At 73.4% G+C, this 22,181-nt stretch carries 16 protein-coding genes; 9 read left to right on the top strand and 7 right to left on the bottom strand.

The annotated features are described in order from the left end of the window. Window positions 1–3: 3 nt before the first annotated feature. The 4 genes from AC07FY_RS15390 to AC07FY_RS15375 all read right to left on the bottom strand — a co-directional run bounded on the left by AC07FY_RS15390 (window position 4) and on the right by AC07FY_RS15375 (window position 7,121). Window positions 4–2,493, bottom strand: a complete 2,490-nt coding sequence (locus AC07FY_RS15390) for a penicillin acylase family protein (RefSeq protein WP_479005840.1) — start codon at window positions 2,491–2,493, stop codon at window positions 4–6. Between the two features lie 125 nt (window positions 2,494–2,618). Beyond that, complete coding sequence (locus AC07FY_RS15385) at window positions 2,619–3,500, bottom strand: YhjD/YihY/BrkB family envelope integrity protein (protein WP_479005837.1); 882 nt, start codon at window positions 3,498–3,500, stop codon at window positions 2,619–2,621. A gap of 71 nt (window positions 3,501–3,571) precedes the next feature. Then, window positions 3,572–4,903 (bottom strand): phenylacetate--CoA ligase PaaK, encoded by a 1,332-nt coding sequence (paaK, locus tag AC07FY_RS15380; RefSeq protein WP_479005834.1) that lies wholly within the window; start codon window positions 4,901–4,903, stop codon window positions 3,572–3,574. A 586-nt stretch (window positions 4,904–5,489) separates the two neighbouring features. Beyond that, window positions 5,490–7,121 carry an acyl-CoA synthetase gene (locus AC07FY_RS15375; protein WP_479005831.1) on the bottom strand — a complete coding sequence of 544 codons (1,632 nt, stop codon included), beginning with the start codon at window positions 7,119–7,121 and terminating at the stop codon, window positions 5,490–5,492. 175 nt (window positions 7,122–7,296) lie between these two features. Here AC07FY_RS15375 and AC07FY_RS15370 point away from each other — a divergent pair, with 175 nt between their 5' ends. The 7 genes from AC07FY_RS15370 to AC07FY_RS15340 all read left to right on the top strand — a co-directional run bounded on the left by AC07FY_RS15370 (window position 7,297) and on the right by AC07FY_RS15340 (window position 13,754). Continuing rightward, window positions 7,297–8,097 carry a crotonase/enoyl-CoA hydratase family protein gene (locus tag AC07FY_RS15370; RefSeq protein WP_479005828.1) on the top strand — a complete coding sequence of 267 codons (801 nt, stop codon included), beginning with the start codon at window positions 7,297–7,299 and terminating at the stop codon, window positions 8,095–8,097. 292 nt (window positions 8,098–8,389) lie between these two features. Further along, window positions 8,390–9,352, top strand: a complete 963-nt coding sequence (locus AC07FY_RS15365) for a Zn-ribbon domain-containing OB-fold protein (RefSeq protein WP_479005825.1) — start codon at window positions 8,390–8,392, stop codon at window positions 9,350–9,352. Continuing rightward, window positions 9,352–10,464: a thiolase domain-containing protein gene (locus AC07FY_RS15360; RefSeq protein WP_479005823.1), complete on the top strand. Its 1,113-nt coding sequence runs from the start codon at window positions 9,352–9,354 to the stop codon at window positions 10,462–10,464. Before AC07FY_RS15365 ends, AC07FY_RS15360 begins: the two co-directional genes overlap by 1 nt. Further along, complete coding sequence (locus tag AC07FY_RS15355; RefSeq protein WP_479005820.1) at window positions 10,461–11,636, top strand: thiolase domain-containing protein; 1,176 nt, start codon at window positions 10,461–10,463, stop codon at window positions 11,634–11,636. Before AC07FY_RS15360 ends, AC07FY_RS15355 begins: the two co-directional genes overlap by 4 nt. 132 nt (window positions 11,637–11,768) lie before the next feature. Continuing rightward, window positions 11,769–11,996, top strand: a complete 228-nt coding sequence (locus AC07FY_RS15350; RefSeq protein ID WP_479006341.1) for a DUF397 domain-containing protein — start codon at window positions 11,769–11,771, stop codon at window positions 11,994–11,996. 332 nt (window positions 11,997–12,328) lie between these two features. Continuing rightward, a complete protein-coding gene (locus AC07FY_RS15345) occupies window positions 12,329–13,147 on the top strand; it encodes a maleylpyruvate isomerase family mycothiol-dependent enzyme (RefSeq protein WP_479005817.1) in 819 nt (272 codons plus the stop codon). Between the two features lie 106 nt (window positions 13,148–13,253). Beyond that, the gene (locus AC07FY_RS15340; protein WP_479005814.1) at window positions 13,254–13,754 is read left to right on the top strand and encodes a hypothetical protein; all 501 of its coding nucleotides are present in this window, start codon (window positions 13,254–13,256) and stop codon (window positions 13,752–13,754) included. Between the two features lie 41 nt (window positions 13,755–13,795). On the opposite strand, the gene kstD is transcribed toward AC07FY_RS15340, so the two are convergent. Beyond that, complete coding sequence (gene kstD, locus AC07FY_RS15335) at window positions 13,796–15,589, bottom strand: 3-oxosteroid 1-dehydrogenase (RefSeq protein WP_479005812.1); 1,794 nt, start codon at window positions 15,587–15,589, stop codon at window positions 13,796–13,798. 174 nt (window positions 15,590–15,763) lie between these two features. Beyond that, window positions 15,764–16,888 (bottom strand): aminoglycoside phosphotransferase family protein, encoded by a 1,125-nt coding sequence (locus AC07FY_RS15330; protein ID WP_479005809.1) that lies wholly within the window; start codon window positions 16,886–16,888, stop codon window positions 15,764–15,766. Between the two features lie 230 nt (window positions 16,889–17,118). Here AC07FY_RS15330 and AC07FY_RS15325 point away from each other — a divergent pair, with 230 nt between their 5' ends. Next, complete coding sequence (locus tag AC07FY_RS15325; RefSeq protein ID WP_479005807.1) at window positions 17,119–18,615, top strand: DNA-binding protein NsdB; 1,497 nt, start codon at window positions 17,119–17,121, stop codon at window positions 18,613–18,615. 112 nt (window positions 18,616–18,727) lie between these two features. On the opposite strand, the gene AC07FY_RS15320 is transcribed toward AC07FY_RS15325, so the two are convergent. Then, window positions 18,728–20,149, bottom strand: a complete 1,422-nt coding sequence (locus AC07FY_RS15320; RefSeq protein WP_479005804.1) for a PP2C family protein-serine/threonine phosphatase — start codon at window positions 20,147–20,149, stop codon at window positions 18,728–18,730. A gap of 599 nt (window positions 20,150–20,748) precedes the next feature. Here AC07FY_RS15320 and AC07FY_RS15315 point away from each other — a divergent pair. After that, window positions 20,749–22,173, top strand: a complete 1,425-nt coding sequence (locus AC07FY_RS15315; protein WP_479005801.1) for a helix-turn-helix domain-containing protein — start codon at window positions 20,749–20,751, stop codon at window positions 22,171–22,173. The last annotated feature ends 8 nt before the right edge of the window (window positions 22,174–22,181 follow it).

The raw sequence follows: 22,181 nt of genomic DNA, 5'->3' as shown, positions 1-22,181 counted from the left end.
ACCTCACCGGCGCTCGCGCGGCCACACCACCTTCAACTTCGGCGAGGTGAGGATGTCCCGCTCGCAGAACCGGGAGGTCACCCAGCGCTCCTGCGAGAACATCCGCGTCTGGTCGGCGTAGTACGGCGAGTTCGGGTTCGCCGACTGCCCGTACGTCAGCAGGGTGCGCGCCACCGGGCAGCGGCCGCCGTCCCAGCCGACCGCCTGGATGTGGCTGGAGCCGTGCACGACCTCCGGATAGGCCCCGGCCGCCGCGCTCCACGGCGCTTCGATCTTGTTCCAGATGCCGAGCGCCTCCGTGCCGCCGCCGACCGGCAGCCGCTCGCCGCCGCGGACCACGTACTGGTGCTCGCCCAGCGGCGCGTCCAGCGCGGTCCCCGCCGCCCGCAGCTCCGCCACCGTGTCGGCCAGCGCCCGCCCGACGCCGGGCGCCGCCTGGTTGAGCGTCCGGGGCGTGCGCACCGGATCGGCCGCCGAGAACGGCACCAGCCACAGGTCCTTGGCCGGGGTCGACGCCGTCAGCCTGCGCCAGAACCGGTCGAAGAGCAGCGCGCCGCGGCTGGCGCTGTCGACCGTGCGGTCCCAGCCCGCCAGCACCGGGCAGGCCGCCGACACGTCCACCGCCGTGCCGTCGCTCGCCGTGGCCCTACCGCCGGGCAGCGTCGCGCAGGCCTTCGCCGCGTCGGCCGCCGCCAGGTCGCCTGCCGGCGCCCGGTTGGCGAACTGCTGCCGCTGCAGGTCGGCCACGGTCAGGCCGCCCTTCGCCGCCATCCCGGCGACGTCCTCGATCGCACCCCGGGTGCGCAGCGAACGCGGGGTGCCCACACTGCCCCAGACCCGCTCGTAGCCGGTCAGCGGCTGCTCCGCGTTGGCCAGCCAGGCGCTGTCGTTGGAGTTCTCCGCGTACGGGGCGTCGCGCAGCGTCGGCGCCCTGCCCGGCCCGAACACCCCGGGCTGTACGGCGTCCGGGTCCGAGCCCGGTGCGCAGTCGCCGCGCGCCCCGTCCAGTACGGCCAGCCCCGACGCGGGGTACGTGGCCCGGCCGAGGGCGGTGGAGCAGCGGGCCGCGAGCTCGTCGGTGATCCGGGGCAGGACCTGGGACTGGGTGAAGAGGGTGCCGCCCGCCGAGTCGGCGGCCACGGTGTTGACCCAGGGCAGGCCCTGGGTGCGCCGCAGGGCGTCCTGGATCCCGGCCACCGAGCGGGCCCTGCCCATCGCGAGCGCGGTGTCGGAACCGCGCAGGTTCGCCGCGTTGGGATCGTTCAGCGCGTACGCCGCGGTGGCCGTCCAGGGCAGCGGCAGGCCCGCGCCGAGGTGGGAGACGACCGGCCCGTAGCGTGTCCACCACTGGGTGCGGGTCACCGGATCGCCGCCCGCCACCGGGACGGTGACGGTCCGCCGGGTCATCTTCTCCGGCACTCCGTCGACCAGGTACGCGGTCGGGTCGGCCGGATCGAGGGTGAGCTGGTGCAGGTTGACGGGTGTGCCGGTGGCCACGGTGTGGCTCCAGGCCACCTTCTCGCTGAAACCGATGTTGACCACGGTGGTACCGAGCAGGGAGCCGCCCGAGACGTTCAGCTCGCCCGGGATGGTCTGCTGCGACTGCCAGAAGCGGCGCCCGCCCTGCCACGGGTAGTGGGGGTTCCCCAGCAGCAGGCCGCTGCCGCTCGCCGTGGTGGAACCGGCGAAGGCGACCGCGTTGGACCCCATGTCGTAGCGGGTGGTGTCGAAGAACTCCCTGGCCGCCTCGGCCGCGGCCGCCGGGTCGGGTTCGGCGGGCCCCGGCGGCGTGGACGTACGGGCGTCCGGGCCTGCCGCGCCGGTCGGTCCGTCCGAGCCGGTCGGGCCCGTCGTCGTCCCCGGTGGCTGGGCCGCGGTGATGCCGTCGATCCCGCGGCCCTGGCCGGCGAGGACCGAGACCGCGAACCCGCGGGCGGCCACGTCGGTGGCGGAGACGGGGCGTACCCAGCCGGCGCCCTTGCAGGCGGGGTCGGTGATCTTGTTCTGGGCGAGCCATGCGTTGTATCCGGCGGCCCAGCCGCGCATGAGTTCCCTCAGGTCCTTGCTGGGACCGGCCGGGGCGGGGGTGGCCAGCAGCTTCTCGACCGTGCCGGACTCGCGGACGCCCCTGAAGTACAGGTCGCTGGTGAGGTTGCGGGTGGCCGAGGAGAGTGACCCGTCGGGCGCGGCCTCGGCGCCGAACCAGCGCGAACGCTCACCGGCGACGGTGACGAACCCGTCGGCGAGGACGCACACCTGATCGGCGGCCTGGGCCCAGCCGGTCCCGAAACCCAGGTGCGCGTAGTCGCGGGCGAGTATGTGCGGGATGCCGTTCTCCGTGTAGCGGATGACGGCGGACAGGCCCCCGCCGGACGGGCCGGCGGGCCCGGTGGCCGCGGCGGCCGCGCCGGCCTGCGGGAGCGCGGCGGTCGTGGCGAGCAGCGCGGCGCCGGTGAGGGCGACGCGCCGGAGTATCGGGCGGGTGCGGAGCAACGTACCTCCCAAGTAGCCTGCGGATGAGCGAGGTTGCCCGTGTCAAGGGCGGAGCGTCCGTGCCCCCACACTCATGCAGGCTGCTTGCGGGTCTGTCAACATCCCGTTTGGTATCCGTGGGGTCGTCAGCCCGTCCCGGCGTCTCCGGCGCCGGGCGGAGGGGGCGGTGGGGGCGGTGGGGCGCCTTCCGCGGGGAGGTGCCCGAGGCGTTGGAGGCGGCGGAGCGTGCGGTGTTCGTGGACGAGGCGGCCGACGAGGGCGCCGCCGTAGACCACGAACCCGACGCCGACCAGCCAGGACTGGACGACCAGCAGCGTTCCGAAGGGGCCGTAGGTCACGGCGTTGGAGGCGATCAGCGGGGAGAAGACCAGCTGCGAGAAGACGCGCAGCCCCAGCAGCCCGACGCTGGTGGCCACCGCTCCCGGCACCAGGGCCCGCCAGCGGACGCGGCCGCCGAGCAGCAGCCGCTGCGAGGCGATGAAGAAGAGGCAGGTGCCGAGCAGGTCGGCCCCGGTGCTGAGGACGGTGCCGACGGCGTCGTTCGACGGCGCCGGGATCGCGACGAGCAGCGCGAGGTAGCAGACCAGCAGGGCGAGCCAGACGACGTGCCGCCACATGGTGTGCCACCGGGCGGTCGGCACATCCCAGACCTTCTCGTAACCGGTCTGCACGGCGGAGCCGAAGGTCAGGCCGAACACGGCCAGCGCCCCGAGCCCGAACGCCGTGGTCCGTTCCAGTGCCAGGTCCGCCGCCCCGAAGACCATCTCGACCCGGTCCCTGGAGTACTCCGTCACCCCGAGGGCCTGTCCGAGCCACCGGCCGAAGCCCGAGCCGCTACCGGGTGCGGCCGCCGCCACGACCACCAGGAGCGGTACCAGGGTGAGGAACCCCAGGGCCGCGAAGCCCATCGCCCGGTGCATCAGCTCCATCTCCCGGCCGCGACTCCAGGCCAGCCCCGCGTGGGAGCCCTGGAGCCGGGCGTGGAGCTGCCGCAAGAACGAGGTCACGCGCTATGCACTACCCGGGTGGCTCCGGCGGCTCTCGGACGCCGCCCTGAAATGGGCCCGAAGGGGTGGTTTCAGGCAGTCCGCTCCTCCCGTCCCGCCTCCCGGAGGTCCACCATCCGCTGGATCTTGCCCACCGAACGCTCGAGGGTCTCCGGTTCGACCACCTCCACGTGGACCGACACCCCTATGCCCTCCTTGACGGCCCGGACCACCGAGGCGGCCGCGGACTCCCGCCGGGAGGCGTCCACTCCCCGGCGGGCCTCGACCCGCACCGTCAGGGCGTCCATCCGCCCTTCCTTCGTCAGCCGCAGCTGGAAGTGCGGCGCCAGGCCCTCCGTCCGCAGCAGGACCTCCTCGATCTGGGTCGGGTACAGGTTCACCCCGCGCAGGATGACCATGTCGTCGCTGCGGCCCGTCACCTTCTCCATCCGGCGGAAGGCCGGGAGGGCGGTGCCGGGCAGGAGCCGCGTCAGGTCCCGGGTGCGGTAGCGGATCACCGGCATGGCCTCCTTGGTGAGGGAGGTGAACACCAGCTCGCCCGGCTCGCCTTCCGCCAGCACCGCCCCGGTCAGCGGATCGACCACCTCCGGGTAGAAGTGGTCCTCCCAGATGTGCAGCCCGTCCTTGGTCGAGGCGAACTCCTGAGCCACGCCCGGTCCCATGACCTCGGACAGGCCGTAGATGTCCACCGCGTCGATACCGAGGCGGTCCTCGATCTCCCCGCGCATCTCCTCGGTCCACGGTTCGGCGCCGAAGATCCCCGTGCGGAGGGAGGTGGAGCGCGGGTCGATGCCCTGGCGCTCCATCTCGTCCAGCAGGGTCAGCATGTACGACGGGGTGACCATGATGACCTCCGGGCGGAAGTCCTGGATCAGCCGCACCTGGCGGTCGGTCATCCCGCCGGATGCGGGCACGACCGTGCAGCCCAGGCGCTCGGCCCCGTAGTGGGCGCCGAGGCCGCCGGTGAACAGGCCGTAGCCGTAGGCGATGTGGACGATCTGGCCGGGTCTGCCGCCGGCGGCGCGTATGGACCGGGCCACGACATCCGCCCAGGTGGACAGATCCCGCTCGCTGTAGCCGACGACCGTGGGGCGGCCGGTGGTCCCGCTGGAGGCGTGGATCCGGCGGACGTCGTCGCGCGGCACGGCGAACATGCCGAAGGGGTACTGGTCGCGGAGGTCGGCCTTGGTGGTGAAGGGGAACAGGGCGAGGTCGGCGAGGGTACGGCAGTCGTCGGGGTGGACGCCGGCCTTGTCGAAGGCCTGGCGGTAGAAAGGGACGTGGGCGTAGACGCGCTGCAAGGTCCTGCGGAGGCGTGTGAGCTGGAGGGTGGCCAGCTCGTCGCCGCTGAGGCGTTCGGCGCGGTCGTCGTCCGTGCCGTGGGGGTTGGTGTGTGCCGCCATGTCCGCCGCCTTGCTCCTCGGGTACCGACCGATCATTCGGTAGATTGCCAGGGGGTGGGGGTGGAGGGCAATGACTCGAACGAGTGATCGTGCGGGGGCGCCTCCGGCTGCGGTCGGGGGTGGGCTTGATCGGCTGGGCCCGGGCCTGGGGTGAGCCGGGGCTCCGCCTGATGCACCGGCGGGGCGGGGGTGTCTCGGTCGGGGCCGGGCGCCTTGTCGGCCGGGGTCACAGACCCGGGGCTCCGCCCCGGACCCCGCGCCTCAAACGCCGGCGGGGCTTGAATCGGTCCGCCTCTGTGCTGGGGCGTCGGTCAGGGACCTGGGGCTCGGCCCCGGACCCTGCGCCTCAAGCGCCGGCGGGGCTTGAATCGGTCCGCCTCTGTGCTGGGGCGTCGGTCAGGGACCTGGGGCTCCGCCCCGGACCCCGCGCCTCAAACGCCGGCGGGGCTTGGATGCTTGCGGTGGCGGTCGAAGACCTGGGGGTCCGCCCTGACCCCGCGCCTGGTGGGGCTGCATGTGTGCGGCGTCGGGTGGTGGCGCTGGGGCTGTGCCCAGGAGAGCGGGAGTCTTGGGGGGCGGTGGGGGGTTACGGAGTGGTGTTTGCCTCTGTGGCTATGGACTTGGCCCAGCGGTAGTCCGCCTTGCCGCTGGGGGAGCGTTGGATGGTCGGGGCGACGACCAGTTGGCGGGGGATCTTGTAGCCCGCCAGACGGGTTCGGCAGTGGGTCTGGATGTCGTCCAGCGTCGGCGCCGTGGCGCCCGCGCGGAGTTGGACCACCGCTGCCACGTGGTTGCCCCACGTCGGGTCCGGGACGCCCGCCACCAGGGCGTCGTACACGTCCGGGTGGGACTTCAGGGCCTGCTCCACCTCCTCCGGGTAGACCTTCTCGCCGCCCGTGTTGATGCACTGCGAACCGCGTCCGAGGACGGTGACGACGCCCTGCTCGTCCACCGTCGCCATGTCGCCGAGCAGCACCCAGCGCTCCGTGCCCTTCTGGAAGAAGGTCTCGGCGGTCTTGGCCGGGTCGTTGTAGTAACCGAGCGGGACGTGGCCGCGCTGCGCCAGGCGCCCTGGTTCACCCACCGCCACCGGCTCGTGCGTCACGGGGTCCACCACCTGCGTCCGGTCGTTGACGTGGAGGCGGAAGCCCTTCTCCGGCCCGGAGTCGTCGGTCGCCCGCCCGTTGGAACCGGACTCGGAGGAGCCGAAGTTGTTCAGCAGCAGCACGTGCGGCACGAGCCGCTGGAACTCCGCCCGCACCGTCTCCGACATGATCGCGCCGGATGAGGAGACGCTGAAGAGGGAGGACAGGTCCGTGCCCGCCAGGGGGCCGTTCAGGGCGTCGATCAGGGGGCGCAGCATGGCGTCCCCCACCAGCGACACACTGGAGACCTTCTCCTTCTCGATCGTGCGGAGCACCTCCTCCGGGGCGTACTTGCGGTGGATGACCACCCGCTGCCCGTAGTTGAAGGCGATGAACGACGTGAGCGTGGACGTGCCGTGCATCAGCGGAGGGGCGGGGAAGAACGTCAGTCCGGCGCCGCGCGCCGCGACCCGCTCGGCCAGTTCCTCGGGCCGCTTCACCGGTTCGCCGGACGGCTCGCCGCCGAAGAGCCCGGCGAAGAACAGGTCCTCCGCCCGCCACATGACGCCCTTGGGCATGCCGGTGGTGCCACCGGTGTAGATGATGAACAGGTCGTCTGGGCTGCGGGGCGGGAAACCGCGTTCGGGGGAGCCGGCCGCCTCGGCGTCCGGAAAGGCCACCGGCGCGATCGCGGGCTCCGGGGCTCCCGCGGGGGCGGCGCCGACCCGGACCAGGTGGCGCAGCTTCGTCGTCTGCGGCAGCGCGGCCGCGACCCGCTCGGTGAACTCGCCCTCGAAGACCAGCGCGGCGAGGTCGGCGTCGTGGTAGAGGTAGACCAGTTCCTCCTCCACGTAGCGGTAGTTCACGTTCACCGGGACCAGCCGGGCCTTCAGGCAGGCCAGTACGGTCTGGAGGTACTCGACCCCGTTGTAGAGGTGCAGGCCCAGGTGCTCGCCGGGCTTCAGCCCGCTGTCCAGCAGGTGGTGCGCGATCCGGTTCGCCGCCGAGTCCAGTTCCGCGTACGTCAGGCGGCGCTCGGCGCCGGTCCCGGGGTGGTCCACGTACACGAGGGCCTCACGGTCCGGGACCACGTCGACGACGGACTCGAACAGGTCGGCAAGGTTGTACTCCACCGTTCCTCCTGACCCTGGAATGTCCATGGCTGGGCTGCTCCGCCGGTCATTGAAGCCCCGCCGAAGGCAAGTGGGAAGGGAGTCGCCCAAGAAAGCTGACTGTCTGTCAGAAAACTATTGAACTGCACCCGCGCCTACTGCAACCTGTTCTAGGTCTTCAGACGGGAGAACGGCAATGGGTGGGACGGAACACCTGACCGTGGAACGGCACGGCGCCACGCTGGTGCTCACCATGAACAGGCCCGAGGCGAAGAACGCGCTGTCGCTGCCGCTGCTGGTGGGACTGTACGACGGGTGGCTGGAGGCGGACGCCGACGACACCATCCGCTCCGTGGTCCTGACCGGCGCGGGCGGTGACTTCTGCGCCGGCATGGACCTCAAGGCGCTGGCCGGCAAGGGGATGGCGGGCGACCAGTACCGGGACCGGCTCAAAGCCGACCCGGACCTCCACTGGAAGGCGATGCTGCGCCACCACCGGCCGCGCAAGCCGGTCATCGCCGCCGTGGAGGGCCACTGCGTGGCCGGCGGGACCGAGATCCTCCAGGGCACGGACATCAGGGTCGCGGGGGAGGGGGCGACCTTCGGGCTGTTCGAGGTCAAGCGCGGGCTTTTCCCGATCGGCGGCTCGACGGTGCGGTTGCCGCGGCAGATCCCGCGGACGCACGCCCTGGAGATGCTGCTGACGGGGCGACCGTACTCCGCTGCGGAGGCCGCTCGGATCGGGCTGGTGGGGAGGGTCGTGCCGGAGGGGACGGCGCTCACCGCCGCGCTGGAGATCGCCGAGCGGGTCAACCAGTGCGGGCCGTTGGCGGTGGAGGCCGTGAAGGCCTCGGTCTACGAGACCGCCGGGCTGACGGAGTCGGAGGGGCTGGCGTCCGAGTTGCTGCGGGGCTGGCCGATCTTCGACACCGCCGATGCGAAGGAGGGGGCGCGGGCCTTCGCCGAGAAGCGGCCGGCGGTGTATCGGCGGGAGTAGGTTCTCGGGCCGCCGTCCGCCGGTGGCTGCGCCGCCCTTGTGCGGTTGCGGCTGGGGGTCGGGTGCGGCGCCGTTGCCGGGGCGCTGCCCCGGGCCCCGCGCCTCGAACGCCGGCGGGGCTGGATGTGGCCCCGCTGCCCTTGTGCGGTTGCGGGGCTGGATGTGGTGCCGCCGCCCTTGTGCGGTCGCGGAGCTCGATGCGGGGGGCGGCTTGGTCTTCGGGGCCGGTGGTTCGTGGTTTGGATGTCGGCGGGCTCGAGGGCCCGCCCCGATCGCACAGGGAGAGTCAGTCGTGACAGCACCCGCGTCCCCGCCCGAGGTGCTCCGTGCGCCTCTTGTCGTCGAGTTCCCCTTCACCCGGTCCCTCGGGCCCGTGCAGTCCGCGTTCCTCACCGGACTGCGCGAAGGGCTCGTGCTCGGGGTGAGGACCTCCGACGGCACCGTCATGGTGCCGCCCGTGGAGTACGACCCCCGGACCGCCGAGGAGATACGCGAACTCGTCGAAGTCGCCGCCACCGGCACCGTCACCACCTGGGCCTGGAACGACCGGCCCCGGCCCAACCAGCCCCTGGACACCCCCTTTGCCTGGGCGCTGGTCAGGCTCGACGGCGCCGACACCGCGCTGCTGCACGCCCTCGACGCCCCCGGCCCCGAGGCCGTGCGCACCGGCATGCGGGTACGCGTGCGGTGGGCCGCCGAGCGGACCGGGGCGATCACCGACATCGCCTGCTTCGAACCCGACGACGGCCCCGCCACCCGCGGGGCCACCCCGCACGACGGGGTCTTCCCGGAGCCCGTCACCGGCATCGTCGCCGAGGCACGCCTGGACTACACGTACAGCCCCGGCCGCGCCCAGACCGCCTACATCGACGGCCTCTCCCGGCGGAAGACCATCGGCGAGCGCTGCCCCTCCTGCCACAAGGTGTACGTCCCGCCGCGCGGCGCCTGCCCCACCTGCGGGGTCGCCACCACCGACCAGGTCGAGGTGGGCCCGGCCGGCACCGTCACCACCTACTGCATCGTCAACATCAAGGCGCGCAACCTCGACATCGAGGTCCCCTACGTCTACGCCCACATCGCCCTCGACGGCGCTGGGCTCGCGCTGCACGGCCGGATCGGCGGAATCCCCTACGACCAGGTCCGCATGGGCCTGCGCGTCGAACCCGTGTGGACCGAAGGCGGCCGCTACCCCGACCACTACCGCCCCACCGGCGAACCGGACGCGGACTACGACGCGTACAAGGAGCTCATCTGATGCCCAGGACGAGCAGGCACGCGCGCGACGTGGCCGTCGTCGCCTTCGCGCAGAGCGACCACCTGCGCCGTACCGACGAACTCAGCGAAGTCGAGATGGTCATGCCGGTCCTGCACCAGGTCCTGGCGCAGACCGGACTGAAGGCCGGCGAGATCGGCTTCACCTGCTCCGGCTCCAGCGACTACCTGGCCGGCCGGGCCTTCTCCTTCACCATGACCCTGGACGGCGTCGGAGCCTGGCCGCCGATCTCCGAATCGCACGTCGAGATGGACGGCGCCTGGGCGCTTTACGAGGCATGGGTCAAGATCCAGACCGGTGAGGCCGACACCGCGCTCGTCTACTCGTACGGGAAGTCCTCGCCCGGCCCGGTGCGGGACGTGCTCACCCGGCAGCTCGACCCCTACTACCTCGCCCCCCTCTGGCCCGACTCGGTCGCCCTGGCCGCCCTCCAGGCCCAGGCCCTCATCGACGCCGGCGAGACGGACGAGGCGGCGCTGGCCGCCATCGCCGCCCGCAGCCGCGCGGCCGCGCGGGACAATCCGCACGCCCAGCTCAGCGGCGCGGTGCCCCAGGGCGACTACCTGGTCCGGCCCCTGCGCACCGGGGACTGCCCGCCCATCGGCGACGGCGCGGCGGCCGTGGTCCTCGCCGCCGGGGACACCGCGCGGCGGCTGTGCGGGCGCCCTGCCTGGATCACCGGCATCGACCACCGCATCGAGGCCCACTCCCTGGGCCTGCGGGACCTCACCGACTCCCCGTCCACCCGGCTCGCCGCCGAACGCGCCGGGGTGTTCGACGCCCCGGTGGACACGGCGGAACTGCACGCGCCCTTCTCCTCCCAGGAGGTCGTGCTCCGCAAGGCCCTGCGGATCGGCGACGGCGGTGACGGCTTCGGAGACGGTGAGGGCTCAGGCCGGGAACGCGTCGTCGCCGTCAATCCGTCCGGCGGCGCACTCGCCGCCAACCCGATCATGGCCGCCGGGCTGATCCGGATCGGCGAGGCCGCCGCCCGGATCCACCGCGGCGCGTCCGACCGCGCTGTCGCCCACGCCACCTCCGGCCCCTGCCTCCAGCAGAACCTGGTCGCCGTCCTGGAAGGGGACCCCGTATGAGCAGCTCGGGCAAGGAGCCGGTCGCCGTCGTCGGGATCGGCCAGACCAAGCACGTCGCGGCCCGCCACGACGTCTCCATCGCCGGGCTGGTCCGCGAAGCGGCGGCCCGCGCCCTCGCGGACGCCGAGCTGACCTGGTCGGACATCGACGCGGTCGTCATCGGCAAGGCCCCCGACTTCTTCGAGGGGGTGATGATGCCGGAGCTGTACCTGGCCGACGCCCTCGGCGCGGTCGGCAAGCCGATGCTGCGCGTGCACACGGCCGGTTCGGTCGGCGGGTCCACCGCGCTCGTCGCCGCGAACCTGGTCGCGGCGCGCGTCCACCGGACGGTCCTCACCCTCGCCTTCGAGAAGCAGTCGGAGTCCAACGCCATGTGGGGGCTCTCGCTGCCCGTGCCCTTCCAGCAGCCGCTGCTGGCGGGCGCGGGCGGGTTCTTTGCCCCGCACGTACGCGCCTACATGCGGCGCACGGGCGCGCCGGACACGGTGGGTTCGCTCGTCGCCTACAAGGACCGGCGCAACGCGCTGAAGAACCCCTACGCGCACCTGCACGAGCACGACATCACCCTGGAGAAGGTCCAGGCCTCGCCGATGCTGTGGGATCCCATCCGGTACTCCGAGACGTGCCCCTCCTCGGACGGCGCCTGCGCGATGGTCCTCACCGACCGGGCGGGCGCGGCCCGTTCCCCGCACCCCGCGGCATGGGTGCACGGCGGGGCGATGCGCAGCGAACCCACCCTCTTCGCGGGCAAGGACTTCGTCTCCCCGCAGGCCGGCAAGGACTGCGCGGCCGACGTCTACCGGCAGGCCGGGATCACCGACCCGCGCCGGGAGATCGACGCGGTGGAGATGTACGTGCCGTTCTCCTGGTACGAGCCGATGTGGCTGGAGAACCTCGGGTTCGCGGAGGAGGGCGAGGGCTGGAAGCTCACCGAGGCGGGGGTCACGGAACTCGACGGCGACCTCCCGGTCAATCCCTCGGGCGGGGTGCTGTCCACGAATCCGATCGGCGCCTCCGGCATGATCCGCTTCGCGGAGGCGGCCCTCCAGGTCCGCGGCCGGGCCGGGGAGCACCAGGTCCCCGGAGCCCGCCGGGCCGTCGGGCACGCGTACGGCGGCGGTGCGCAGTTCTTCGCGATGTGGCTCGTGGGGGCGCAGCCGCCGGCCTCCTGAGCGCAAGGGCACCGGCGGGCGGAGTGCCGGACCGGCCAGGTGTGACGCACCGTGGCCTGTGCGGCGCCCGCCGTGCTGGTTAACCTTGCCCCCGGACGACGTACCGGGAGGAGCACGCACGTGGCCGAGAGCATGACCTCACAGCCCCTGGCAGGCTGGGACAAGCCGGACCTCGATCTCACCGGGGCGCAGTGGCGCTCGAGCAGCCGGGGAGCGGGTGACGTTCAGATCGCCTTCGTCGAGGGGTTCGTGGCGATGCGCAACAGCCAGCGGCCCGAAAGCCCCTCCCTGATCTTCGCGCCGGACGAGTGGAACAAGTTCGTCCTGGACGCGCGGGGCGGGGAGTTCGACCTGACGTGACGCGCCGCACGGGCGGTACGCGGCACGCCGCGCGGGTGGCCCCTGGCGTGCCGCCCGTACCGCCCGCGCCGTTCGGTCCGTGACGCGCCGACCGCGGGAGCCTCGGGCTGCTGCCCCGGCGGCCCTGCGGCCGCCGGCCGGGTCCGAACCGGTCCGCTCCCGGACCGGGTTCGGCGCCGACCGGGGGACCGCGACCCGCCGGCCCGGACCGTGCCGCCCGCGGTGGTGCCCGGTCATCCGCGCCCGCCGCCCCGCCCCGTTCGCCGCCCCCGCTCCGTTCGCCCGTAGCTCAAGCGGAGCGGTCGCGTGACCCGACGGGCAGGGTGGACCGCATGGACCCCAACGACAGGATCTCCCTCTTCCGCCGCGAGGCCGACGCCTTCGAGCGGGCCGTCCGCAGCGCCCTGCGCCCCGGCGGCGCCCCGCCCCTGGTCCCCACCTGCCCCGACTGGTCGGTGTCCGATCTCATCGCGCACCTCGGAGGGGTGCAGCGCTACGTGACCCACCTCCTGCGCGAGCGCCTCCAGGAACGGCCGGACCCCAGCGACCTCTCCCTGTACGGGCTCCCCGCCGACCCGGCGGCGCTGGCCGCCTGGCCGCGGCCCGAGCGGGCACCGAACCGCGAGCCGGTGCCCGACGCGCTGACGGCCTGGTTCGCGGACGGCGCCGAGCAGCTGGCGAAGCTGTTCGCCGAGATCGGCCCGGACCTGCCGGTGTGGACCTGGGGACCGGAGCGGACCTCCGGATTCTGGCTGCGCATGCAGGGCATCGAACTGGCGGTCCACCGATGGGACGCGCAGTCCGCGACCGGCACCCAGGAGCCCCTCGACCCGGCCCTCGCCGCGGACGCGGTGAGCCAGACCTTCGAGGTGATGGCGCCGGCCCGCCGCGCCTGGTTCTCGGCTCCCGCCGGCAAGGGGGAGCGCTACCGCTTCCGCCGCACCGACGGCCCGGAATCCTGGACGGTCGCCTTCGCGGCGGACGAGGTCGTCGTGGAGCCGCGTTCCACGGCCCCCGTGGACGTCGAGGCCGCGGGCTCCGCCTCCGACCTCGCCCTCTTCCTCTGGGGCCGCCTGAGCCCTGCCGACCTGGAGGTCACCGGCGACGGCACCCTCCTCCCGCACTGGTTCACCCTCGTCCCGTCCGTCTGACGGGCCCGGCCGGGCGGCGGCCCGACGGGGGCGGGGACCGCGGGGACAGGGGCCCGATCAGGGGCCCCGGGCCGGAAAACTTCGCCCGGCCACGTACCATGGCGGCATGTCCTTCCTCCGCCGCCACCGCGCCGCCACACCCGCCGGCCCGGACTTCGACGTCCTGGCCATGGATCCGGGGGACTGGCCGGGCAACCTCGGGGCCGGGCTGCTGCCCGCGCCCGACGGCAGCTGCCAGGGTGTCTTCCTCCGCTACGACCTGTTCGGCGGACGCGGCCCCGCGATGATCATCGGGAACCTGCCGGAGGGCTCCCCCGCCCGCGAGCTCTCCGAGGGCCAGGTCCCGTTCGAGGTCGCCCAACTGCTCGACGCCCTGGAGAACGACGAGGACGTCGAGGTCACCGGCGTCGAGGACTGCCCCGTCATGCAGGGCGACAACCTCCTGATCGTGCGGAAGGTCAAGCTGTCGGAGTCCCGCATCTCCTGCGTCCAGTTCGACCGCAGCGACAACGTGCTGGTCACCATCGCCAGCTGGGACCGCCCGATCACCGACGACCTCTACGCCCTCCTGAAGCCGCTCCCCGCCGAGCTCTTCCAGCAGGGCTGACGCGCCTCCTCCTGCGGATCGGGCCCGGCGCCGCCCGCCCGTCACGCGTCCGCGATGTCATTCGCCGCCACGTAGCCGAACGTCATCGCGGGCCCGATCGTCGACCCGGCCCCGGCGTAGCTGCGCCCCATCACCGCGGCGCTGGCGTTGCCCGCCGCGTACAGCCCCCGGATCACCGAACCGTCCTCCCGCAGAGCCCGTGCCCGTGCGTCCGTGACGATGCCGCCCTTCGTGCCCAGATCGCCCGGCACGATCTTGAACGCGTAGAACGGCGGGGCCCAGACCGGGGCCAGGCACGAGTTCGGATGGACCCCCGGGTCCGTGTAGTAGTGGTCGTACGCCGAGTCGCCCCGGTGGAAGTCGGAGTCCGTGCCCTGCCACGCCTGAGCGTTGAACCGGTTCAAGGCGGCCCGCAGCGCCGCGGCCGGGACCCCGATCCGGCCGGCCAGCGCGTCCCACGTCCAGGCTTTCTCCGCCGCCCCCGTCTCGTACCAGGAGTCCGGGAACACGATGGTCGGCAGCACGTCCTTGAAGAGGTACTTGCTGCGGTAGTTCTGGTCCACGATCAGCCACGCCGGGATGTGCGAACCGGGTGCGCCCCGGTCCTTCTCGTACATCACGTGCACCACATCGCTGTAGGGGGCCGCCTCGTTGACGAACCGCGCGCCGTTGCCGTTGACGATCAGGCCGCCGGGCAGGGTCCGTTCGGCGAGGCAGAAGTACGGCTCCCCGGGCAGCGGGATCGTCGGACCCCACCAGGCGTCGTCCATCAGCGCCAGCGCCGCCCCCGCCCGCTGTCCCGCCCGGATCCCGTCGCCCGTGTTCTCCTTCGCGCCCACCGACCACTGGGTGCCGATCGGCTGCTGCTGGTACTGCGCCCGCATCTGCGCGTTGTGCTCGAAGCCGCCCGAACCGACGATCACCCCGCGCCGGGCCCGTACGGTGCCCCCTGCGCCCTCCTTCTCCACGACCACCCCGGTCACCGCACCCCCCTCCTGGACCAGGTCCACCAGCGGGCTGTTCAGCCAGACCGGGACGCCCGCCCGCTGCAGGCCGGCGCGCAGCCCGGCCGCGAGGGCCTGGCCCATCGTGAGCGGCTTCTGCCCGAGCAGCGCGGCCTTCGTGCCGCGCGCCAGGCACTCCGTGGACACGGCCAGGCCCTTGGCGTTGACCGCGGCCAGGCTGAGCCATTTGTAGTCCGCGCTGAAGACCACCATTCCGGCGGGCACCGACAGGTACGCCGGGTTCAGACGGGCGAGTTCGGCGCCCAGGACGTTCCCGTCGATCTGGTCCGGCTCGATGGACCGGCCGTTCGGCAGACCGCCGGGAAGCTCGGGATAGTAGTCGCTGTACCCCTCCATGAAGCGGAACCGGAGCGGGCTGTTGGCCATCACGAAGTCCAGCATCCGCGGGCCGTGGGCGAGGAAGGCGGCCTGCCGGTCGGCCGGTACCCCGGGCCCCACGACGGCCGCCAGGTACGCCGCCGCCTTCTGCGGGGTGTCCGGTACGCCGGCGCGCAGGATCACCGAGTTGTTGGGGAGCCAGATCCCGGCGCCGGACCGGGCGGCGGATCCCCCGAAGGTGGGGGCCTTCTCGACCACCAGCACGCTCAGCCCCCGCTTGGCGGCGGTGAGCGCGGCGGTCATCCCGGCCGCCCCGGAGCCGACCACGACGACGTCGTACTCACCGAGCGGAGGTGCGGCCTGGGCACCGTCGGCCCGTGCCGTGGCGGCCGGCAGCACGGTGGCGGCGAGCACCCCCGCGCCCGTCCCGGCCAGGACGCCGCGGCGGGAGGGGAGGGCTCCGGGGCAGGTGCGGGCAGCGCTTGCGGACATGGGCGGGCTCCGGCGGGGTGGGGAGGGGGACGGACTCAGCACGTCTGATGCTGAGTCTGAAAAGGTGTTCGGGGGATCATGTGATGTCAAGGCATACGGCCCCCCGCACACGAGCGAAGTCCCGCGGCGGTGGGAGCCACGGGACTTCGCGTAGGGGAAACGGGCGGGGAGGGGTCAGCGCGTGCCGACCGCCGCCCGGACCGCCCTGCGCGCCATACCGGCGTCGTCGTGCAGGCGGCGCAGCAGCAGCCGCTGCTCCTCGCCCGAGGACAGGGCGCCCGCCGTCGTCGGCTGGGCCGGGGCGGTCGCCAGCATCGAGCGCTGCACGGCCGTCTCGGACATCCGGATCTCCCGGGTCAGCACCAGCATCAGGTTCACCAGGAACGCGTCCCGCACCGCCGGGCCGGCCGACTGGGCGAGCCGGCTGATCTGGCTGCGCGCGGCCGGGGCGTCGCCCAGTACCGTCCACAAGGTGGCGAGGTCGTAACCCGGCAGGTACCAGCCCGCGTGCTCCCAGTCGAGCAGCACCGGGCCGGCCGGCGAGAGCAGCAGGTTCGACAGCAGGGCGTCACCGTGGTTGAACTGCAGCGCGGTGCCCGACAGCTTGACGCCATGCAGCAGCTTCTGCAGGTCGCCCAGGTCCCGGTCGGTCAGCAGACCCAGCTCGTAGTCCCGCGAGATCCGCCGCGCGTAGTTCAGCGGCGTCCCGAACAGATCGGACGGCGGACGCCACTGGTTGACCCGGCACACCGCGCCCAGCGCCGCCCGCAGGTCGACCCGCGGCGGGGCTTCCACAGGATGCCGCTGGAGCGCCGCGACCCGGCCCGCCACCCGCTCGACGACCAGTACGCAGTTCTCCGGGTCGGCGGCGATCAGCCGCGGCACCCGGACCGGCGGGCGGTGCCGGACGAACGCCCGGTACGACGCTATTTCGTGCCGGTACCGCTCGCGCCACTCGGGCGAGTGGTCCAGTAAAACCTTGGCGACGGCGGTCATCCGCCCGGTGGTGCCCACGAGCAGGACCGACCGGCCGCTGCGCCGCAACACCTGGACGGGCGCGAACTCCGGACAGATCCGCTGCACCGAGGCGAGCGCGGTGCGCAGTTGCGCCCCCTGGGGCCCCGAGAGGTCGATTCTTCCGCTGAGCGGCTGCGATCCGCCCCCGGGCATCCGCCGGGCCCGCAGCGCGGCCTGCGCCGGAGCCGCGGGACGGCCGGGTTCGAGGTAGGGGCCGCCGCTCGCGGGGAGCGTCCGGTGCGGCCGGACCGGGGCGGACACGGAGGACGTTGCTGCGTACATGGCGTTACGGATCCCTTCGTGCGCCGACGAGTTGCGTACGCCGCCCCGACGGATCCCGTGCATCACCCTGGGGAGTTCCGCCGGTGACCGGGTCGGGGAGGCGCATTCCTACCTGACACCCGGCGGCGGGTGGCGGACCATCAGGCGTGCCCTGGCGAAGCCTGGCGAATAGTCGCTGGGCACCTGACGGCGGGCTACTGTCAACTCAGCCGAGAACCTGGGGGCTTGACGTGAGCAAAGGTCCAAACACCCGCTTGAACGACCTGTTCGGCCTGGCCGGCTGGTCCAAGGGCGAACTGGCGAGGATGGTCAACCGGCAGGCGGCGGCGATGGGCCACCCCCAGCTGGCCACCGACACCTCGCGGGTGCGGCGCTGGATCGACATGGGGGAAACCCCGCGCGAACCGGTTCCCACGGTACTGGCAGCCCTGTTCACCGAGCGGCTCGGTCGTGTCGTGACCATCGAGGACCTCGGGTTCGTACGGCAGCGGCGCACCAGCAGACGGCAGCCCGACGGGATGCAGGAGAACCCCGACGGAATGCCCTGGGCGCCCGAACGCACAGCCGCGGTCCTCACCGAATTCACGGGAATGGACCTCATGCTCAACCGTCGCGGTCTTATGGGCGCGGGCGCCGTGCTCACCGCCGGCTCCGCCCTCACCAACGCCATGTACGACTGGCTCCACACCGACCCCGCGCTCGCCAAGGAGGCGCACCGCTTCGGAGACGCCTTCCAGGCCGACCCGGCGGGCTACGACCGCTACGAGGCGGCCCCGATCGGCTCCCAGGAGATCGAGGCACTGGAGCGTTCCGTCGAGGTCTTCCGGGCCTGGGACGCCTCCAGAGGCGGAGGGTTGCAGCGCAAGGCGGTCGTGGGCCAGCTCAACGAGGTGGGCGGCATGCTCGCCTACCACCACCCCGACCACCTCCAGCGGCGGCTGTGGGGAGTCGCGGCCAACCTCGCCGTGCTCGCGGGTTGGATGTCCCACGACGTGGGCCTGGAGCCCACGGCTCAGAAGTACTTCGTCATCGCCGCGCACGCCGCGCGGGAGGGCGGCGACCGGCCGCGCGCCGGTGAGGCGCTGTCGCGCGCCGCCCGCCAGATGGTGCACCTCGGCAAGCCGAACGAGGCCCTGGACCTGATGAAGCTGGCCCAGTCCGGGTCGGGCGAGCAGACCCTGCCGCGAACCCGCGCCATGCTGCGCACCATCGAGGCGTGGGCGCAGGCGGCCATGGGCAAGGGCCAGGCGATGCGCCGCACCCTGGGCGAGGCCGAGGAGCTGTTCGTCTCCGACAAGGGCGACGTACCGCCCCCGAGCTGGATGCAGCACTTCGACGAGGCGGACCTGCACGGCATGCAGGCCCTGGCGTATCGCACCCTCGCCGACCACGACGCCAGCGCCGCCCCCGTCGCCGCCCGCCATGCCAAGGAGGCCCTGCGGCTGCGCGGCGACGGCTACCAGCGCTCGCAGATCTTCGACTACATCTCATTGGCCTCGGCCTGCTTCATCGCCGACGAACCCGAACAGGCCGACCGCTATGCCCGGCTCGCCCTGGTGTCGATGAACGAGACCTCCTCGCACCGCACCTGGGACCGGCTCCGCGAGATGTACCGGCTCACCGGCCAGTACGCCGGGTACGCCCGCATCGAGGACCTGCGCGAGGAGATCGAACGGGCCCTCCCCGACATCCCGGCGGCGCGCAGCCCGCGCGGCTCGGTCGTGTAGTGGGGGGAGGCGTAGGCGGACGGAGAAGGCCGCGCCTTCCGGCGCGGCCCCCACGTCCCGGTCGAACCCCGGTGTCGAACTGCCGAAGTCCCCGCGAGGAGAACGGACCCCGCTACGAGCCGACCCGCGCCACCAGCACGCACGCGTCGTCCTCGCGCTCGCCGTCGCCGAACTCCTCCAGCACCATGCGCACGCAGTCCTGGGCCGACCGCGCCGCCGAGAACCGCGGGGCGAGCGCCAGGAGCCGTTCCGTTCCGTCGGCCCGGCCGAACTCGATGCTGCGCGGCGTCAGTCCGTCCGTGTGCAGGACGAGCACGTCGCCCTCCTCGAGCCGTTCCTCGGCCTGGCCGTACGAGGCGCCGGAGGTGGCGCCCAGCAGGACGCCCTCCGGCGGAACGAGCGAACGGCCGGTGCCGCGGCGGAACAGCAGCGGGGCCGGGTGGCCGGCCTGCGCCCAGGACAGGACGCGGCGCGCGGGGTCGTAGCGGCAGCACACGGCCGAGCCGAGGGCCGGCTGCACGGAGGTCTCCAGGAGCTGGTTCAGCCAGCCCATCAGGGGGCCGGGCTCGATGCCGGCCATCGCCATGCCGCGCAGGGCGCCGAGCATCATCGCCATCCCGGAGGTGGCGGTCACCCCGTGTCCGGTCAGGTCACCGACCGTCAGCAGGGAGCGGCCGTCGGGGAGTTCGAGGGCGTCGTACCAGTCGCCGCCGATCAGGGCGCTGGTGGACGACGGCAGGTAGTGCGCGGCCACGTCGAGCGTGCCGGAACTGCTGTGCGGGAACCGCAGGGAGCCGCGCCACGGGGGGAGCACGGCTTCCTGCAGCTCGACCGCCAGCCGGTGCTCGGTCTGCGCGATCTGCCGCTGGCGCTGCAGCGAGTCACGGGACTCGCGCACCGCCCGCTGGCTCCGGCGCAGTTCACTCACGTCCCGCAGCACGGCCCACATGGAGGCCGTGCAGCCGTCGGAGTCGAGTACCGGCTCGCCCCTCATGTGCAAGGTCCGCACCCGGCCGTCGGCCCGGACGATGCGGAACTCGCCGTCGATCGCCTTGCCGTCCACCAGGCAGGCCGTGACCCAGGCGGTGAGCAGCGGCTGGTCCTCGGAGAACAGGGTGGAGCCGAGTTCGTCGAGCGGGAGCGCGCCCGCTTCCGGGGACCGGCCGAAGATCTGGAACAGCTCGTCGGACCAGGTGACCTCGTCGGTCAGCAGGTTCCACTCGGCGCTGCCGACCCGGGTCTGGGTCTCCGGTCCGGCTTCGGGCGCCGTCTGGGGGAGCACGATGGTCTCCGGCGCGGGCGGCAGCCCTTCCTTGAGCTGGCCGAGGTGCTCGCGCAGGTCGTCGAGCTGGTGCACGGCGAGGTCGCAGAGGGCGCGTTGCCAGCGGCCCTGGGCGTCGTCGTCGTCCACGACGGTGTCGCGGCGGACGGCGTCCACGTCACCTCGGAGGCGCCGGGTCTGGGAGATCAGTGCGTCCACCGATCCCGGCTCGGGCGGCTGTGCGGGACGGTCCGCGAACAGGTGGGACGGCATGAGAACTCCGATACAGGCGCGGCACGGCCAAGTCTGAAGGAAGGACCGGTTACGACTGTTGCACAGGCCCCGACGGCGTGTAAGGCGTTTGGCAACATCCGCAACGTTCTTGCTCGTGGCATATACCTCGGGCCTTCCGGTGCGCCCGTCCCGTACGAACGAATCCGGTCAGCCGAGGTCGGGACCTCCTGGTCGGCCCCGTCCCGCCCGCCTCCCCGATCCTCCGCCGGGAGGTTCCGGCGGCCCCCGAGCGGTCCGGAAGCATCGGCCGGAAAGAGGCCCCCCGGCCGCGGCGGTTCGAGCGCACGGCCGAACCGTACGAGTCGCGCGCCTCCGTTCGGGTCGGGAACGCCACCTCTGACGCGGTACCCCCGAACGGATGACCTTCGTACGCCCGCAACCGCCGAGGACGATGCGGCGCGGCCGGGCCGCGGGTGAGCGGCGGCGGACCCCGGAGTCTCCCCCGCGCATGCCGGGATCCGGCCGCTCATGGCTCAACCTATGCGGCCCGGGGGCCGCTTACGGGGTTCGCTCCGCCCAGTGACGGCGGGAGACCGGTATCACAGCGCACAGTGTGCGGCGGATGGTTCAATGCCGCGGTGTCCCGGTCCGACGACGTGCTCAGGCTCCACCGGCTCGCCCGCACGGGAGGGTCCGCCGCGCTGCTCGAGTGGCTCGCCGCCCGCCTGGGTGGATGGGCCGGCGTGGTGGACGCCGGGCGCGGGCGCGGGCCGGAGTCCGCGCTGCGGGGGATCGCCGAGATGAACGCCCGCGGCGTCCGGTCGGCCGTCCTGCACGGCGAGGGCACCGCCACGCTGCTGTTCGCGCTCGACGGCGGGCGCGCGCTGGCCGCCGTACTGGACCGGTCGCACGCCCCGCAGGCGACCACGCTGCTCGCGGACGCCGCCGTGCCGCTGGAGATGGTCCTGCGCGCGGAGGAGGCCGAGCGGCGTGAGGCGCGGGCCGCGCTCGCCGAGGCTCGGGCCCGCGAGGCGGTGCTGCACCTGCTGATGAACGGCCGGCTCTCCGCCGCCCGCCAGGTGGCCGGGGCGCTGGGCCCTTCGCTGCCCGAGCCGATGCGGATGTACGTCGTGGAGTGCCGGACCGGTGCTCGCGGCGAAGTGATCCGGCGGCTGGAGGAACTGACGGCCGGCCGGGCCTGGATCGTGCGCTGCCCCGTCTACGTGCGCCACCTCATCGCGCTCGTCCCGGCGGACCTGGCGGCCGCCGGCCCCGACCACGACCCCCTGGCGGTCGCCCTGGTGGAGGCGGCCCCGGACTGCGCGGCCGGGGTCAGCGGGCGGACGTGCCTGCGCGAGGCTCCGGCGGCCTACACCCAGGCGTTCCACGCCCTGGCCGTCGCCCGCGGCCGGGGCGAGCGGCACGCCCGGTTCGGGCCGGGCCCGGAGCTGGCGCTCGCCGCCCACGGCGCCGGGGCCGACTGGGCCGGGGCGCTGCTCGCACCCCTCTCCGCCCACCGGCCGCGGCGCCCCCAGGACCCCGGCGGGCCGGAACTGCGGACCACCGCACACGCGTGGCTGAACTTCTCCTCGCACGCCACCCGGCTGCTGAAGATCCATCGCAACACCCTGGCCGCCCGGATCCGCCTGGTCGAGACCCTGCTCGGCCTGGACCTGGCGCGCATCGGCGACCAGGCGGCCCTCTCGCTGGCCCTGCGGCTGACCCCGGGGCCGTCCGGGCAGGGGGAAGCGACGGCCGTTCCGCAGGTCGCGCCCGACCTCGACGCGGTGCTCCGCGATCCGCGCCTGACGGCCTGGGCCCGCGCCCACCTGGCCCCGCTGACCGGACCCGACGCGCCCGCGGGCGCCCGCGCCACCCTGCGCACCTGGCTCGCCCACGACGCCCGGCTCGCCCCGGCCGCCGCGGCCCTCGGGGTCTCCGTCCCCGGCGCCCGCAAGCGGCTCGCCCGCATCGAGGCGCTGCTCGAGCGCTCCCTGCTGCAGTCCCCGAGCGCCCGGCACGACCTGTGGCTGGCGTACCGGGCGGAGGAGCTCGCCGGGTGACACCTCGG

The sequence above is a fragment of the Streptomyces sp. NPDC045967 genome, assembly GCF_056430495.1.
This window is presented reverse-complemented; position numbering and strand designations above follow the sequence as displayed.

Bases quoted from the DNA above. Each gene is read 5' to 3' on its own strand.
- AC07FY_RS15355 (WP_479005820.1), top strand. From the start codon at position 10,461: ATGAGCAGCTCGGGCAAGGAGCCGGTCGCCGTCGTCGGGATCGGCCAG.
- AC07FY_RS15345 (WP_479005817.1), top strand. From the start codon at position 12,329: ATGGACCCCAACGACAGGATCTCCCTCTTCCGCCGCGAGGCCGACGCC.
- paaK (WP_479005834.1), bottom strand. From the start codon at position 4,903: ATGGCGGCACACACCAACCCCCACGGCACGGACGACGACCGCGCCGAA.
- AC07FY_RS15360 (WP_479005823.1), top strand. From the start codon at position 9,352: ATGCCCAGGACGAGCAGGCACGCGCGCGACGTGGCCGTCGTCGCCTTC.
- AC07FY_RS15350 (WP_479006341.1), top strand. From the start codon at position 11,769: ATGACCTCACAGCCCCTGGCAGGCTGGGACAAGCCGGACCTCGATCTC.
- AC07FY_RS15340 (WP_479005814.1), top strand. From the start codon at position 13,254: ATGTCCTTCCTCCGCCGCCACCGCGCCGCCACACCCGCCGGCCCGGAC.
- kstD (WP_479005812.1), bottom strand. From the start codon at position 15,589: ATGTCCGCAAGCGCTGCCCGCACCTGCCCCGGAGCCCTCCCCTCCCGC.
- AC07FY_RS15330 (WP_479005809.1), bottom strand. From the start codon at position 16,888: ATGTACGCAGCAACGTCCTCCGTGTCCGCCCCGGTCCGGCCGCACCGG.
- AC07FY_RS15320 (WP_479005804.1), bottom strand. From the start codon at position 20,149: ATGCCGTCCCACCTGTTCGCGGACCGTCCCGCACAGCCGCCCGAGCCG.
- AC07FY_RS15370 (WP_479005828.1), top strand. From the start codon at position 7,297: ATGGGTGGGACGGAACACCTGACCGTGGAACGGCACGGCGCCACGCTG.